The sequence below is a fragment of the Bradyrhizobium sp. A5 genome, from assembly GCF_042076515.1.
Taxonomy (GTDB): domain Bacteria; phylum Pseudomonadota; class Alphaproteobacteria; order Rhizobiales; family Xanthobacteraceae; genus Bradyrhizobium; species Bradyrhizobium cosmicum.
In genome coordinates, this window is sequence record NZ_CP148990.1 from 36,833 (window position 1) to 51,164 (window position 14,332).

The window sequence follows — 14,332 nt, forward strand, 5'->3', positions numbered from 1 at the left end:
GAAGCGAGATTGCGTGACGGGGTGGGCTGATCTCTCCACTCGGGCACTGTTCGTGGCGGAGAGACCGTCACCCCACCCCGCTCGCGCTGCGCGCGATCGACCCTCCCCCTCCAGGGGAGGGTTTGAGCATGCGTCGCGGCCTCGGTTGCCGGAACTGCATCCCCCCGTTAAAACGGCCCCGAAGAGGATCGCACCATGTCCGACATGCGCTTGATTGTTGCTGGAGCCGGCGGCCGGATGGGCCGCGCGCTGACGCGGGCGATCGCCGATACCAAGGGCGCGGTGCTGGCCGGTGCCCTGGAGGCTCCGGGCTCGGAGCTGCTCGGCAAGGATGCCGGCGTGCTCGCGGGGCTCCCGGCCAACGGCATCAAGCTCTCCGCCGATCTCTGGGCGATGTCGAAGGACGCCGACGGCATCCTCGATTTCACCGTGCCGGCCGCGACCATCGCCAATGTCGCGATCGCGGCCGAGCGCGGCATCGTCCACGTCATCGGCACCACCGGCCTGTCGGCCTCCGACAACGCCGTGATCAAGAGCGTCACCAATCGCGCGGTCGTGGTCCAGTCCGGCAATATGAGCCTCGGCGTCAATCTGCTCGCCGCCGTGGTCAAGCGCGTCGCCAAGGCGCTCGACGAGAGCTTCGATATCGAAATCGTCGAAACGCATCACCGCATGAAGGTCGACGCGCCCTCCGGCACCGCGCTGATGCTGGGCCAGGCGGCAGCTAGCGGCCGCGGCATCTCGCTCGAGGACAATGCGGAACGCGGCCGCGACGGCATCACCGGTGCGCGCAAGCCAGGCGCGATCGGCTTTGCCTCCTTGCGCGGCGGCACCGTCGCCGGTGAGCACAGCGTGACCTTCCTCGGCCCGTTCGAGCGGCTGACGCTGTCGCATCTCGCCGAAGACCGCATGCTGTTCGCGCACGGCGCGCTGAAGGCGGCGCTATGGGCGCATGGCAAGAAGCCGGGGCACTACTCCATGGCCGACGTGCTCGGCCTCGCTGATCTTTGAACGAAGCAAGAAACGGAAACAGTCAATGAGTGAACGTCTCCTCGTGCTCGTGCGCCACGGCCAGAGCGAATGGAATCTGAAGAACCTGTTCACCGGTTGGAAGGACCCCGACCTCACCGAACTCGGTGTCAAGGAAGCCACTGAAGCCGGCCGCAAGTTGAAGGCGCAGGGCCTCGTGTTCGACGTCGCCTACACTTCGGTTCTGCTGCGCGCGCAGCACACGCTCGATCTCATCCTCGGCGAGCTCGGCCAGAAAGGCTTGCCGACCACGAAGAACCTTGCGCTGAACGAGCGCGACTACGGCGATCTCTCCGGCCTCAACAAGGACGACGCGCGCAAGAAATGGGGCGAGGACCAGGTGCTGATCTGGCGCCGTTCCTACGACGTGCCGCCGCCCGGCGGCGAGAGCCTGAAGGACACGCTCGCGCGCACGCTGCCCTATTATGTGCAGGAGATTCTGCCCGGCGTTCTCAACGGCAAGCGCACGCTGGTCGCCGCCCACGGCAATTCGTTGCGTGCGCTGATCATGGTGCTGGAAAAGCTCTCGCCCGAAGGCATCCTGAAGCGCGAGCTCGCCACCGGCGTGCCGATCATCTACCGGCTCAATGCGGATTCGACGGTGGCGTCGAAGCTGGATCTGGCGGGATAAACTTCGCCGGGCGCACCGAATCGTAGGGTGGGCAAAGCGCAGCGTGCCCACCATGTGTCAGCGATCGCGGAAGAATGGTGGGCACGGCGCGATGCGCCTTTGCCCACCCTACGGCACCTGACCTACTGCATTCCCAGCTGCCCGGCCTCCCAGCCCAGCATCGCCTGCTTCCTTGTGATGCCCCAGTGATAGCCGGTGAGCGTGCCGCTCTTGCCGAGTGCGCGGTGGCAGGGCACGACGAACGACACCGGATTCTTGCCGACCGCGGCACCGACGGCGCGTGAGGCCTTCGGGCTGTTGATGTTGCAGGCGATGTCGGAATAGGACACCGCGCGGCCCATCGGGATCTTCAGCAGCGTCTCCCACACCCGCACCTCGAAATCGGTGCCGATCATCACCACGCGCAGCGGCTGGTCCGGCCGCCACAATTTCGTATCGAAGATGCGCTGCGCGAGCGGCGCGGTGCCTTCATGGTCCTCGACGTAAGTGGCTTTCGGCCAACGCCGGGTCATGTCGGCGAGCGAGGCCTTCTCTTCACCGGGATCGGCGAAGGCGAGGCCCGACAGGCCGCGATCGGTCGCGATCACGATCGCCGTGCCGAAGGGGGAGGGATGGAAGCCGTAGCGCAGCGTCAATCCCGCGCCGCCGTTCTTCCATTCGCCCGGCGACATCGCCTCATGGGTGACGAAGAGATCGTGCAGGCGTCCCGGCCCCGAAAGCCCTGAGTCGAGCGCCGCGTCGAGGATGCTCGCGGAGTCCCTGAGCAGGCCCTTGGCATGGTCGAGCGTCAGCGCCTGCATGAAGGCCTTCGGTGTGATCGAGGCCCAGCGGCGGAACAGATGGTGCAGCTCATCCGGTGTCACGCCGGCGGCATCCGCCATCGCCTCGATGGTCGGCTGCGCGCGCCACTTCTCCGAGATGAAGGCGATCGCCCGGCGTACGGAATCATAGTCGCGCAGCGCGGCGTTCTGGGGACCCGGCTTGGCCAGGCGCTGGTCATGTATGGCGAGTGTCATCATGGCCGGGAATGTAGGAGAGGGGGCGATTGGAAACCACCCGATTTCCGACCCGGATCAGGTCACCGGGTTGTAGGTCGGGCCTCGTTTGGCGGCATTGAGCGCTTCAACCAAGCCATTGTAGAAACTTGCCTTTTCCTGCGGTCCCAAAAAGCCGGCGATGCGGAGCCGGCGGCCGCGGGAGATCAGATAGAGATGCTCGATGCCAAAATCCTCGTCGACCTCCATGTCGAGCCGGACCCAGAGCGGATTGAACGCCCATTCGACGACCTGGCCGCGGTGACTGACCCGCCGCACCCGCAGTTCTGACGGCGTGACCACGATCTCCTCGCTCGCACGTGCGGCGCGGAAATTGACCTTGAAGGCCCACCAGATCACCAGCACGTCGAGGCCGAAGAAGCCGAACACGGGCCAGGCGCCCATCATCAGGAAGACCAGGCCGGTGACGAAGCTGACCGCGCTCAGGAACAGCATCACGGCGAGGAAGCCAGTGCGGTTCAGCGAGCGGTGCGGCGTCAGCCGCGCGGAAAAGATCTGCGGTTCGCGCTGATCTCCAGAACTCTCGCGCTCAATTTCGTTGCCTGTGTTCATCGTCCCTCAGTATATCCCGATCATGGCGAAAATCACCCGCAAGCCGGCTCCGCGTAAAGCGGCTGTGCCGAAGAAAAAGGCAAAGGCGGCGGTCGCGAAGCCGAAAGCCCCCGCAAGGACATCACTGAAGGCTCCCAAGCCCTGGACTCCAGCCGAGGTCCGCGAGGTCTTCAGCCGTTTCCGCAAGGCCAACCCGGAACCGAAAGGCGAGCTCGAGCACGTCAATCCCTTCACGCTGCTGGTTGCCGTCGTGCTGTCGGCGCAGGCGACCGATGCCGGGGTCAACAAGGCGACGCGCGCTCTGTTCGAGGTCGCCGACACGCCGCAGAAAATGCTCGACCTCGGCGAAGAACGTCTGCGCGAATACATCAAGACCATCGGCCTCTATCGCACCAAGGCCAGGAACGTGATCGCACTGTCGGCCAAGCTGCTCAGCGAGTTCGGCGGCGAGGTGCCGCGCACGCGTGCCGGGATCGAGTCATTGCCCGGTGCCGGGCGAAAGACTGCCAACGTGGTGCTCAACATGGCATTCGGCGAGCACACCATGGCGGTCGACACGCATGTCTTCCGCGTCGGCAACCGCACCGCCCTTGCGCCGGGCGAGACGCCGCTCGAGGTCGAGCTCGGGTTGGAAAAGGTAATCCCGGCCGAGTTCATGCTGCACGCCCATCACTGGCTGATCCTGCACGGCCGCTACACCTGCCTCGCGCGCAAGCCGCGCTGCGAGGTATGCCTGATCAACGATCTTTGCCGGTGGCCGGAAAAGACGGTCTGAGGCAGTATTCGCCGTCGTTCCGGGACGATGTGAAGCAAGTCTGTTTTGGGGTCATGTCGTGAGTCAACAGGAACAAGTCCCGTCGCCACCGCCTGCTGGGGCACCCGCGCCACCGCCGAAGCCGACGGCCAGCTCGCTCTGGAGCCGGCTCGCGATCCCGCTGTTTGCCGTCATCGTCGCGCTCGCCTTCGTCGCGCTGGCGACACTGCGCTTCGACGAATGGGTCGGCAATGCGGTGATTCAGACCACCAATGATGCCTATGTGCGCTCCGAGCTGACGCGACTGTCGAGCCGCGTCTCCGGCGAGGTGTTGACCGTCGCGGTGACCGACTTCCAGCGCGTCAAGGCCGGCGACCTCCTGATCCAGATCGACCCAGCCGACTACCAGGCCCAGGTCGCGCAGTCCGAAGCGGCGGTTGCGGCGGCCCAGGCCGTGCTCGACAATCTTGCCAACCAGGTCGAGCTGCAATACGCGACCATCGCGCAGGCCGACGCTGCACGGCTGTCGGCTGAAGCCCTCCAGGTCGAGGCCAAGCAGGAACAGGACCGCCAGCAATCGCTGTCGCAGACGGAGTCCGGCACGCGGCAGCGGTTCGAGCAGGCGGTCGCAGGCTATGCCAAGGCGCAAGCCGATGTGCGCGCCAGCCGCGCGGTGATCGCAGCCCAGCAGCACCAGCTCGAGGTGCTGCAAGGTACCAGGAAGCAGCGCGCCGCCGATCTCGAAGCCAGCAAGGCGACGCTGGCGAGCGTCAAGCTCAAGCTGGGCTACACGAAGATCACGGCACCCTTCGACGGCGTCGTCGGCGAGCGCCAGGTGCAGCCCGGCGACTACGTCAACATCGGTACCAATCTCATCAACGTGGTGCCGTTGCCAAAGGTCTACGTGATCGCGAACTACAAGGAGATCCAGCTCACGCACGTCGCACCGGGTCAGCCCGTCGAGATCACCGTCGACAGTTTTCCGCGCGAGAAACTGCGCGGCAAGGTCGAGCGTATCGCGCCAGCGACCGGTGCGCAGGTCGCGCTGCTGCCGCCGGACAATGCCACCGGCAACTTCACCAAGGTCGTGCAGCGCATTCCCGTGCGCATCCAGTTCGACGACAATCAGCCGCTGCTGACGCGGCTGGTGCCGGGCATGTCGGTGGTCACCAACATCAACACCGCGGGCGCGAATGGCGGACAATGACGAGTCCGGCCGCGGCCCTCTCTCGCGCGGCGGCGTCGCGCCACAGCCGCTGTTCGCCGTTGCCGCGGTGTTGCTTGGCTCGTTTCTCGCCAATTTCGACAGCCGGTTGACCACGGTCGGACTGCCCGATCTGCGCGGTGCGTTCGGGCTCTCCTTCGACGAAGGCGCCTGGCTTTCGACCGCCGGCATCGGCTCGCAGATCCTGATTGCGCCCGCGGTGGCCTGGCTTGCGACCGTATTCGGCCTGCGTCGCGTGCTCGGTATTCCGAGCCTCGTCTACGCCGCCGTCTCGCTGATCATTCCCTTTGTCCGCGATTACCCGACGCTGATCGCACTCAGCGTCGTGCACGGCCTCTTGCTCGGCACCTTCGTGCCGGCGACGCTGATGATCGTGTTCCGCAATCTGCCGATGCGCTGGTGGTTGCCGGCGATCTCGATCTATTCGATCCGCGTTGGTTTCGCGCTGGATACGTCGAGCTCGCTGGTCGGCTTCTATGTCGACCATCTCGGCTGGCAATGGTTGTACTGGCAGGGCGTCGTCATCGCGCCCTTGATGGGCCTGATGGTCTATCTGGGTACGCCAAGCGAGCCGGTCAATCGCGCGTTGCTGCGCGAGGCCGATTGGGGCGGCATGCTGCTGCTCGGTGCCTCCGTGTCGATGATCTATGCTGGCCTCGACCAGGGCAATCGGTTGGACTGGCTCGGCTCCGGCACGGTGATGGCGCTGCTGGTCGGTGGCGCTGCGCTGTTGATGGCTTTCCTCGTCAACGAGTCGCTGGTGCGCCAGCCCTGGGCGCATGTGAACGTCCTGTTCTCGCGCAATATCGGGCTGTCGCTGGTCGTGATCCTGCTCTACACGCTGACGTCTCTCTCCAACTCGTCGCTGGTGCCGAACTTCCTCGGCAATATCGGCCTGCTGAGACCGGAGCAGAGCGGCCTGTTGCTGCTCACCTATGGCGCGCTGCCGATGTTCGTGCTGGTGCCGATCTCGATCTGGCTGCTCCGGCATTTCGACGCGCGCGCGGTGGTGGTGCTGGGCTTCGCCTGCTTCGCCGCCGCCAATCTCTGGGGCACGCAGCTGACCCACGATTGGGCGCGCGAAGACTTCATCGGCATCGTGCTGCTGCAATCGGTCGGCCAGTCGCTGACGCTGCTGCCGATCATCATCATGGCGCTGTCCAATTCCGATTTCAGCCGCGCCACCGCTTTTGCCGCCTATATCCAGATCATGCGGCTCGGCGGCGCCGAGATCGGCGTCGCGCTGATGGGAACCTGGCTGCGCGTTCGCGAGCAGATCCATTCCTACTATCTCGGCCAGCACATCGTCACCGGCGATATCGACGTGGTGCGGCTGTTGAAGCAGCTCGCCGATCGTTTCGCGGCCCATGGCACCGGCCTGGCGCCGGCGCGTGCGGTCGGAACGCTCGCAAGCTTCGTGCAGCGCGAGGCCAATGTGCTCGCCTATATCGACGGCTTCTGGCTGTGCTTCTGGCTGGCGATGGCCGCGCTCGGCTTCGTCGCGCTGATCACCCGTGCGCCGCCCGGCCCGTTCACGCCGGCGCCGTTCGGCTTCGCCAAGTCGGTGTTGCGCAAATGCGGAGTGAGGGTCGCCTGAATGCGATGATCGTTGGTTCGTTCAATCGCGCGACGGGGTTGGACACCTCTCCCGCTTGCGGAGACACCCTCTCCCCGACCCTCTCCTGAAAGCGGGAGAGGGAGCGCACCGTCACCGCATCTGCCGCGCCGGCTCGATCAGCTCGGGCCGCGGCCCTGACAGGCGCTTGTGCATGTGAACCATGAAGGCCATGCCGAAGATCGGCGTCGCCAGGTTCACGATCGGGATCGAGACGAAGGCAGCGATGAACAGGCCGGCGGTGAAGATGATCGCGGCATTGTCGCGGCGCATCGCCTTGGCCTCCTCCGGCGAACGGAAACGCATCGCGGCAAGCTCGAAATATTCGCGGCCGAGCAGCCAGGCGGCGGCGAAGAAGAAGACCAGAAAACCGGCGCCCGCGAGGAACACCAGCGGCAACGCGATCAGATAAACCAGAATCGTCAGCAGCGCCGTCTTGATGCCCTCGTAGATCGCCTGGTTGAATGGCAGCGCGACGCCCGGCTGCTCGGCGGGATAATGTTCGCGCTCGACGATGTCGGCGACGTCGTCGACGAACAGGCTCGCCACCAGCGAGGTGATCGCGGGCATCAGGAACACACTGCCGAACACGACGCCGAGCCCCGCCGCGATCGAGATGATCCAGGCCAGCACTTCAAGCGATGCGTGCCAGCCCGGTCCGAGCAGGCCCTCGAGCCAGACCTCGCCATAGGTTGCAAACCAGCTCAGCAGCCGTTGCAGCCCGATCGCCAGCACGACGATCAGCACCAGGGCAAGCCCGATCGATCGCCACAGAATCGAGCGCATCGGCGGCGAGATCATTTGCGACAGCGCCTTGACGGCGGCATCCAGCATGGCAGTTCCTCTCACGAAATCACCCGCGAGAGGTAGACATGCCAGATCGCTTCGGCAAGGGAGGCTGACCTTACCCGGCTGCGGCTTAAGGCTCCGCGGCAATGCTCGCCCAGCAGGTGATGGCGCTGCAGACCGTGCTCCAGCGGCCGAACCCCTTGTAGATCTGGGCGGCGACCTGCTCCTGCTGCTTCAGGGTGTCCTCGGCCTTGATCTGCGGATCGGAGACGTTGCGGATCGCAAGCCAGCGCGGCGCCTTGTCGCCCATCTCCTGGGCCACGAGGCCGAGGATGGCGTCGCCCATTTCGGAGACATCGCCAAGGCCCTGCAGATGGAAATGGTCGTCCGAGGTGTCGAAGCCGAAGAAGTCGGTCGTGACGACGGACGATGTCAGGCCGCCCGGCTTCACCACGACGATCTTCGGCGCCCTGGTGTTGTCCTTCGGCAGTTGCCCGGCATTGGCCTTGAACAGGGCCTTGGCCTGCGTGAATTTCTTGCTTACGGCCGGCCTGCTGGAGAAATGCTCCTGCGCGAACGGCTGCTTCTTGAATTTGGACAGGCAGTCGAAGCGCACGATCGGGCTGACGACGACGTCGCCGACCTCGAATTGCTTGCCGATGCCGCCGGCCGTACCCGTGGTGATGACGAGCGTGGGCTGCACTTCGGTGATGATCTGGCGCCAGACGTCGACGTTCGGCAACTCCGGTCCGTCCTGCGACATGTGCGAGTCCGATTTGAACACCACCACCTTCTTCTTGCCGATCGTGGTGGTCCAGTAGGTGCCGAGCCGCTTCAGCTCCCTGGCCGGACAGCCGTTGCGCATCTTTCTGGAGATGGCCGCGTAATTATGCGTGTAGGGCACGTAGTCGTTGCGGGAATCCTTGCCCGGCGTCAGCACGCGGCTGAGCGCGTGGCCCTCGTCGACGGTCCAGGTCACGACCAGCACGTCGGCGCGCGGCAGCGGGCTCTTGCCGCTGCCCTTGGGCTTTGGTCCGGTCCGCGGCGCCAGCCCCTTCGGCCAGGGAATGTCGGTGAAGCGCGACAGCCCGGTGGAGGTCGAGAAGGCCATGAACGCGCGGCCCTCGGTGGATTCGGAATTGAAATCGATGATCTCACGGCGAAAGTCTTCCGCCGTGACCTTCGCGGATTTCTTCACCGCCGCCTTCGCCACGCGCTTCACCGTAAAGGTCTCGCGCGGCGGCGGTGTCGTGATCGGATCGAAACCAAGGTTTCTCTCAACCCATTTGCGGTCGGCCAGCATCGCATCTTCTCCGCCAATTGATTTTGACAAACACCTTCCATTCGTCGGGCAGGTGAGCCGGCGTCACAATCTTAAATCGCATTCCTCGATACCGAATGGTCGGGTCTGCTGACCGATTCCGTGTCGATTTGAGTGGCGGAAGATTTCCTCTGCCGAACAAGGGTCGTTCTGAAAAAACTTTGGTTCAGTGGCTGAACCAATTCGAGGGTGAGACTAGACCTATAGTTGAGGTGCGACAATCTGTCTTCCAATCACAAACGGAGGAAGTCATGGCAAGCTCAACCACGCGCGTGACGCTGGCGAACAGCGCACGGAAATTGCCCACGGGAGCCAAGCTCGTCGGCGCGGCCGATCCCAAGCAGGAAATCGAGATCAGTGTTCGCCTGCGCGCCCGGCGCGCGGACGATGAACAGGTGATGGCGCTCGGTGCGCAACCGCCGCGCGAGCGTCAATATCTCTCGCGTGCCGAGTTCGGCGCGGAGATGGGCGCCGATCCCGCCGACGTCGCCAGGATCGACGATTTCGCGCATCACCACGATCTCAACGTCAAGAGCGTGCATCTGGCCTCCCGCACGGTGAAGCTGACGGGCACGGTGAAGGCGATGAGCGCGGCCTTCGGCGTCAAGCTCAACAAGGTCAGGCACGAAGGCGCGACCTATCGCATGCGCAAGGGCAGCGTGCAGATTCCGGCCGAGCTCGCGGGTATCGTGGTCGGTGTGCACGGCCTGGACAACCGGCCGGTGGCGCAGCCGCACTTCCGGCGCAAGCTTCCCACGAAGCGTGCGACCGCGCGCGCGGGGCAAGGTGGCAGCTTCTCGGTCGAGCAGATCGCCCAGCTCTACAATTTCCCGGGCGGCGAGACCGGCGCCGGCCAGTGCATCGCTATCATCGAGCTCAACGACATCGACCAGAAGGGCCATCCGACGGGCGCCGGCTACAAGACGTCCGATCTGAAGACCTTCTTCAAGAAGGCCGGCATCCCGATGCCGCTGATCGCGCCCGCCAGCGTCGACGGCGGCGCCAACAAGCCTGGTCATTCCGACGCCGACGGCGAGGTCGTGCTCGACATCGAGGTCGCTGGTGCGATCGCGCCGGGTGCCAGGATCGTGGTCTATTTCGCGCCCAACACCACCAACGGTTTCATCGACGCGGTCAAGGCCGCGGTCCATGATACCGCGCGAAAGCCGTCGGTGATCTCGATCAGCTGGGGCGGGCCGGAAGATTCGGAAAGCTCGCAGCAATTCGTGGACGGCCTGAGCGAGGCGATCCGCGACGCTGCCGCGATGGGCGTCACCGTCTGCGTCGCCTCCGGTGACAACGGCTCGGCCGATATGGGCGAGGGCTGGGACGGCAGGCCTCATGCGGATTTCCCGGCCTCGAGCCCGTTCGCGCTCGCCTGCGGCGGCACCAATCTGAAGGCGTCGAACGGGACCATCAACGAGGTGGTCTGGAACGGCGGGTTGCAGGGCGGCGCGGGGGGCGGTGGTGTCAGCGTCGTGTTCCCGCGACCGCAATATCAGGCTCACGCGCATGTGCCGAAATCGCCGACGCATCACAATGGTCGCGGCGTGCCCGACGTTGCCGGCGATGCAGATCCTGCGACCGGCTACCAGATCTTCCTCAACGGCGTCGGCACCACGATCGGCGGCACCAGCGCGGTGGCGCCGCTGATGGCCGGCTTGATCGCCCGCATCAACGAGGCCACGACCAAGAAGTTCGGCAAGACGGTCGGCTTCATCAACCCGCTGATCTACGCCTCGCACGCGCAGGGCGTGTTCCGCGATATCACGCAGGGCAACAACGACATCAGCGGCGACCTGCACGGCATGTACAAGGCCGGCTCCGGCTGGGATCCCTGCACCGGCCTCGGCGTCCCCAACGGCGCGGCGTTGCAGAACCTGCTGGCCGCGTGATGCTTTCTTCGCCTCTCCCCGCGTGCGGGGAGAGGCCGGAATCGCGCGGAACGCGCGAATTCCGGGTGAGGGGGACTCTCCGCGAATCCAACTGTCACCGCTCCCGCAGAGACTCCCCCTCACCCCAATCCTCTCCCCGCAAGCGGGGAGAGGGAGAAGACCTAATCATGCCGATGCCCATGCTTCCGCATCTTCACCGGCTTCCCTTCACCCGTTGGAATCATCATCACACGCCCATAGCGCACGCCGCGCTCGGCGATGATGTGGTCGGCGAAATGCTTGACCTCGCCGGCATCGCCCCGCAGTGCCGTCATCTCCATGCAATTGTTGTCGTCGAGATGAACATGCAGCGTCGCCAGCGCGAGGTCATGATGGCCGTGGAATTCCTGAACCAGCCGCTTTGAAAGATCGCGCGCGGCATGGTCGTAGACATAGACGAGGCCGGCGACGCAGGGGCCGGTCTGCGCGGTGTCCTCGGTCGACTGCTGAAGCCCGGCGCGGGCGAGGTCGCGGATGATCTCGGAGCGGTTCTGGTAGCCGCGCGCTTGCGCCGCCGCATCGATCTCCGCCAGGAGATCGTCCTCGATCGTGATCGTAATCCGCTGCATCAGGTGGTCTCCGCTCGGTCCGGGCTACACGCATCCTACATGGTTCCGCGAGCGGGGCGAGGGAGCGCACCGCCGTCCTCACAGCCGCGTCGTACGCAGTCGCAGCGCATTCCCGACCACGCTGACCGAGGACAGTGCCATCGCCGCGGCGGCGATGATCGGCGACAGTAGGATGCCAAACGTCGGATAGAGGATGCCGGCGGCGATCGGAATGCCGGCCGCGTTGTAGATGAAGGCGAAGAACAGGTTCTGCCGGATGTTGCTCATCGTCGCCTGCGACAGTTTTCGCGCGCGCACGATCCCGGTGAGATCGCCCTTGAGCAGGGTGACGCCGGCGCTCTCCATGGCGACATCCGTGCCGGTGCCCATGGCGATGCCGACCTCGGCCGCCGCCAACGCCGGCGCGTCATTGACGCCGTCGCCGGCCATCGCGACGCTGCGGCCGGCTTTCTGCAGCCTGGTCACCACCGCGCTCTTCTGGTCCGGCAGCACCTCGGCCTCGACATCGGCGATGCCGAGACGGCGCGCGACGGCTTCCGCCGTGGTGCGATTGTCGCCCGTCAGCATGATCACCTTGATGCCCTCAGCCGCCAGCGCCTTCAGCGCTTCCGGGGTCGAAGCCTTGACCGGATCGGCAATGGCAAACAGCCCCGCGAGCTTGCCATCGATCGCCATGTTGATCACAGTGGCGCCGTCGCCGCGCAGGCGTTCGGCTTCGCTGTCGATCGCCCTGGTGTCGATGCCAATCGACGAGAGGTATCTGGCGTTGCCGAGCACGATGGTCTTGCCGTCGATCTTCCCGGTTGCGCCTTTGCCTGTCGGCGAATCGAATTGCTCGACCTGGTCGAGCGCGAGCTGCTTCTCCTTGGCCGCACGCACGATGGCGTCTGCGAGGGGATGCTCGCTGGCGCGCTCGACGCTGGCTGCAAGCCGCAGGATGTCATCTTCTGCAAAGCCGGCCGCCGGTACGATCGCAACCACCTTGGGCTTGCCCTCGGTCAGTGTCCCGGTCTTGTCGACCACGAGCGTGTCGATCTTCTCCATCCGCTCCAGCGCTTCGGCGTTCTTGATCAGGACGCCGGCCTGCGCACCTCGGCCGACGCCGACCATGATCGACATCGGGGTCGCCAGGCCAAGCGCGCAGGGGCAGGCGATGATCAGCACGCTGACGGCGGCCACGAGACCGAAGGCCAGCCGCGGCTCCGGCCCGAACCAGGCCCATGCGGCAAAGGCGACGACGGCGACGGCGATCACCGTCGGCACGAACCAGCCCGCGACCTGATCGGCGAGGCGCTGGATCGGCGCGCGCGAGCGCTGCGCGTCCGCGACCATCTGCACGATCTGCGAAAGCAGGGTCTCGCGTCCGACCTTGTCGGCACGCATGATGAAGCTGCCGGACTGGTTCAGCGTGCCCGCGATCACCTTGGCGCCGGTCTCCTTGGTGACCGGCATTGACTCGCCGGTCACGAGCGACTCGTCGAGCGCGGAGCGGCCTTCGAGGATGATCCCGTCGACCGGCACCTTCTCGCCGGGGCGGACGCGCAGGTGATCGCCAGCGTGAAGCGTGTCGATCTCGACCTCATGCTCGCTGCCATCAGGCGCCACGCGCCGCGCGGTCTTCGGTGCAAGCTGCAACAGCGCCTTGATCGCGCCCGAGGTGGCATCGCGCGCGCGCAGCTCCAGCACCTGGCCAAGCAGCACCAGCACGGTGATCACGGCCGCGGCTTCGAAATAAACGGCGACCGCGCCGCCATGGCCGCGGAAGGTCGCGGGGAAGATCTGCGGCGCGATTGTGCCGATCAGGCTGTAGACATAGGCGACGCCCGTGCCCATCGCGATCAGGGTGAACATGTTGAGATTGCGGGTCAGCAGAGACTGCCAGCCGCGGACGAGGAACGGCCAGCCGGCCCACAGCACCACAGGAGTCGCGAACACGAGCTGGATCCAGTTCGACCAGGTCGGATCGATCCAGTTGTGCGGGCCGGCGAGATGGCCTCCCATCTCCAGCACCACCGCCGGCAGCGCCAGCGCGCCGCCGATCCAGAACCGCCGCGTCATGTCGGCGAGCTCCGGATTGGGTCCTGTCTCCAGGCTCGCGACCTCCGGCTCCAGCGCCATGCCGCAGATCGGGCAGCTGCCCGGTCCGACCTGACGGATCTCCGGATGCATCGGGCAGGTGTAGATCGTGCCCGCCGGCACCTCAGGCTCGGGCGCCTTGTCCTTGGCGAGATATTTGGCGGGATCGGCGGCGAATTTGGTGCGGCAACCGGCCGAGCAGAAATGGAAGGTCTCGCCGTGATGCTCGAAGCGATGCTTCGACGTCGCGGGATCGACCGTCATGCCGCAGACGGGATCGAGGACTTTTGTCGTGGCGCCGCCATGGTCGTGCGCGTGGCCGGCGTGATTGCCATGTCCGCCGCAGCATGACGAGGCCGCGGGCCGGGGGGGCGCGGCAGCCTTGGCGGCGCATCCGCATCCGGAGTGCCCGTTGTGATGATGTTCGTGGTCCGCGTCCATGCCCATACTCCGGTCCTGCCTTGGGTCTTGCAACCTATACCCGGTAGGGGTATATAGACCTCATGCGCAAGGACATCAAGGCATCCGTCGGAAAACGTCTCGGCCGGATCGAGGGCCAGGTTCGCGGCCTGTCGAAAATGGTAGAGGAGGACCGCTACTGCATCGACATCGTGACGCAGATCTCCGCGGTGCGCGCCGCGCTGCGTCGGGTCGAGGAAGAGGTCTTGAAGGACCACGTCGCCCACTGCGTCGAGCACGCGATCGCCAGCGGCGACAAGGCCGACCAGCGCGAGAAGATCGCGGAGCTGATGGCGGTGATTGGTCGGGCGGAAAGGTAGGCC

General features: G+C 65.5%; 13 protein-coding genes. 7 read left to right on the forward strand and 6 right to left on the reverse strand.

What is annotated here, in order from left to right:
- Positions 1 to 195: 195 nt before the first annotated feature.
- Complete coding sequence (gene dapB / locus WHZ77_RS00200) at positions 196 to 1,011, forward strand: 4-hydroxy-tetrahydrodipicolinate reductase (protein ID WP_375311852.1); 816 nt, start codon at positions 196 to 198, stop codon at positions 1,009 to 1,011.
- Between the two features lie 25 nt (positions 1,012 to 1,036).
- Positions 1,037 to 1,660 carry a 2,3-bisphosphoglycerate-dependent phosphoglycerate mutase gene (locus WHZ77_RS00205; protein ID WP_375311853.1) on the forward strand — a complete coding sequence of 208 codons (624 nt, stop codon included), beginning with the start codon at positions 1,037 to 1,039 and terminating at the stop codon, positions 1,658 to 1,660.
- 122 nt (positions 1,661 to 1,782) lie between these two features.
- Here the strand turns inward: WHZ77_RS00205 and WHZ77_RS00210 are convergent, their stop codons facing one another.
- On the reverse strand, positions 1,783 to 2,679 hold the full coding sequence (locus tag WHZ77_RS00210; RefSeq protein WP_143842614.1) for a bifunctional helix-turn-helix domain-containing protein/methylated-DNA--[protein]-cysteine S-methyltransferase: 897 nt from the start codon (positions 2,677 to 2,679) through the stop codon (positions 1,783 to 1,785).
- Between the two features lie 54 nt (positions 2,680 to 2,733).
- Positions 2,734 to 3,267 carry a DUF2244 domain-containing protein gene (locus WHZ77_RS00215; RefSeq protein WP_375311854.1) on the reverse strand — a complete coding sequence of 178 codons (534 nt, stop codon included), beginning with the start codon at positions 3,265 to 3,267 and terminating at the stop codon, positions 2,734 to 2,736.
- A 22-nt stretch (positions 3,268 to 3,289) separates the two neighbouring features.
- Here WHZ77_RS00215 and nth point away from each other — a divergent pair, with 22 nt between their 5' ends.
- Genes nth through WHZ77_RS00230 form a run of 3 tightly spaced genes read left to right on the forward strand, consistent with a single transcriptional unit; the run spans position 3,290 to position 6,843 of the window.
- Positions 3,290 to 4,042 (forward strand): endonuclease III, encoded by a 753-nt coding sequence (nth, locus tag WHZ77_RS00220; protein WP_375311855.1) that lies wholly within the window; start codon positions 3,290 to 3,292, stop codon positions 4,040 to 4,042.
- 58 nt (positions 4,043 to 4,100) lie between these two features.
- The gene (locus WHZ77_RS00225) at positions 4,101 to 5,228 is read left to right on the forward strand and encodes an HlyD family secretion protein (protein WP_375311856.1); all 1,128 of its coding nucleotides are present in this window, start codon (positions 4,101 to 4,103) and stop codon (positions 5,226 to 5,228) included.
- Positions 5,215 to 6,843, forward strand: coding sequence for an MFS transporter (locus WHZ77_RS00230; protein ID WP_375311857.1), 1,629 nt, complete (start codon positions 5,215 to 5,217; stop codon positions 6,841 to 6,843). The genes WHZ77_RS00225 and WHZ77_RS00230 overlap by 14 nt, the downstream gene beginning before the upstream one ends.
- Positions 6,844 to 6,954: 111 nt before the next feature.
- Here WHZ77_RS00230 and WHZ77_RS00235 read toward each other — a convergent pair whose 3' ends face one another.
- Together WHZ77_RS00235 and WHZ77_RS00240 are read right to left on the reverse strand one after the other, a co-directional pair.
- The gene (locus tag WHZ77_RS00235; RefSeq protein WP_375311858.1) at positions 6,955 to 7,695 is read right to left on the reverse strand and encodes a sulfate transporter family protein; all 741 of its coding nucleotides are present in this window, start codon (positions 7,693 to 7,695) and stop codon (positions 6,955 to 6,957) included.
- Between the two features lie 85 nt (positions 7,696 to 7,780).
- Positions 7,781 to 8,953: a hypothetical protein gene (locus tag WHZ77_RS00240; protein ID WP_375311859.1), complete on the reverse strand. Its 1,173-nt coding sequence runs from the start codon at positions 8,951 to 8,953 to the stop codon at positions 7,781 to 7,783.
- 269 nt (positions 8,954 to 9,222) lie between these two features.
- On the opposite strand from WHZ77_RS00240, the gene WHZ77_RS00245 reads away from it, so the two are divergent.
- On the forward strand, positions 9,223 to 10,866 hold the full coding sequence (locus tag WHZ77_RS00245; protein ID WP_375311860.1) for a protease pro-enzyme activation domain-containing protein: 1,644 nt from the start codon (positions 9,223 to 9,225) through the stop codon (positions 10,864 to 10,866).
- Positions 10,867 to 11,027: 161 nt separating this feature from the next.
- Here the strand turns inward: WHZ77_RS00245 and nikR are convergent, their stop codons facing one another.
- Entirely contained in the window at positions 11,028 to 11,474 is a 447-nt protein-coding gene (gene nikR / locus WHZ77_RS00250) for a nickel-responsive transcriptional regulator NikR (protein WP_375311861.1), read from the reverse strand.
- A gap of 78 nt (positions 11,475 to 11,552) precedes the next feature.
- Positions 11,553 to 13,991 carry a heavy metal translocating P-type ATPase gene (locus WHZ77_RS00255; protein WP_375311862.1) on the reverse strand — a complete coding sequence of 813 codons (2,439 nt, stop codon included), beginning with the start codon at positions 13,989 to 13,991 and terminating at the stop codon, positions 11,553 to 11,555.
- Between the two features lie 62 nt (positions 13,992 to 14,053).
- On the opposite strand from WHZ77_RS00255, the gene WHZ77_RS00260 reads away from it, so the two are divergent.
- A complete protein-coding gene (locus WHZ77_RS00260) occupies positions 14,054 to 14,329 on the forward strand; it encodes a metal-sensitive transcriptional regulator (RefSeq protein WP_007598521.1) in 276 nt (91 codons plus the stop codon).
- Positions 14,330 to 14,332 lie beyond the last annotated feature (3 nt).

What these genes read in the sequence shown, in the direction of transcription:
- dapB (WP_375311852.1), top strand. Translation starts at nt 196, where the DNA reads ATGTCCGACATGCGCTTGATTGTTGCTGGAGCCGGCGGCCGGATGGGC.
- WHZ77_RS00205 (WP_375311853.1), top strand. Translation starts at nt 1,037, where the DNA reads ATGAGTGAACGTCTCCTCGTGCTCGTGCGCCACGGCCAGAGCGAATGG.
- WHZ77_RS00210 (WP_143842614.1), bottom strand. Translation starts at nt 2,679, where the DNA reads ATGATGACACTCGCCATACATGACCAGCGCCTGGCCAAGCCGGGTCCC.
- WHZ77_RS00215 (WP_375311854.1), bottom strand. Translation starts at nt 3,267, where the DNA reads ATGAACACAGGCAACGAAATTGAGCGCGAGAGTTCTGGAGATCAGCGC.
- nth (WP_375311855.1), top strand. Translation starts at nt 3,290, where the DNA reads ATGGCGAAAATCACCCGCAAGCCGGCTCCGCGTAAAGCGGCTGTGCCG.
- WHZ77_RS00230 (WP_375311857.1), top strand. Translation starts at nt 5,215, where the DNA reads ATGGCGGACAATGACGAGTCCGGCCGCGGCCCTCTCTCGCGCGGCGGC.
- WHZ77_RS00235 (WP_375311858.1), bottom strand. Translation starts at nt 7,695, where the DNA reads ATGCTGGATGCCGCCGTCAAGGCGCTGTCGCAAATGATCTCGCCGCCG.
- WHZ77_RS00240 (WP_375311859.1), bottom strand. Translation starts at nt 8,953, where the DNA reads ATGCTGGCCGACCGCAAATGGGTTGAGAGAAACCTTGGTTTCGATCCG.
- WHZ77_RS00245 (WP_375311860.1), top strand. Translation starts at nt 9,223, where the DNA reads ATGGCAAGCTCAACCACGCGCGTGACGCTGGCGAACAGCGCACGGAAA.
- nikR (WP_375311861.1), bottom strand. Translation starts at nt 11,474, where the DNA reads ATGCAGCGGATTACGATCACGATCGAGGACGATCTCCTGGCGGAGATC.
- WHZ77_RS00255 (WP_375311862.1), bottom strand. Translation starts at nt 13,991, where the DNA reads ATGGACGCGGACCACGAACATCATCACAACGGGCACTCCGGATGCGGA.
- WHZ77_RS00260 (WP_007598521.1), top strand. Translation starts at nt 14,054, where the DNA reads ATGCGCAAGGACATCAAGGCATCCGTCGGAAAACGTCTCGGCCGGATC.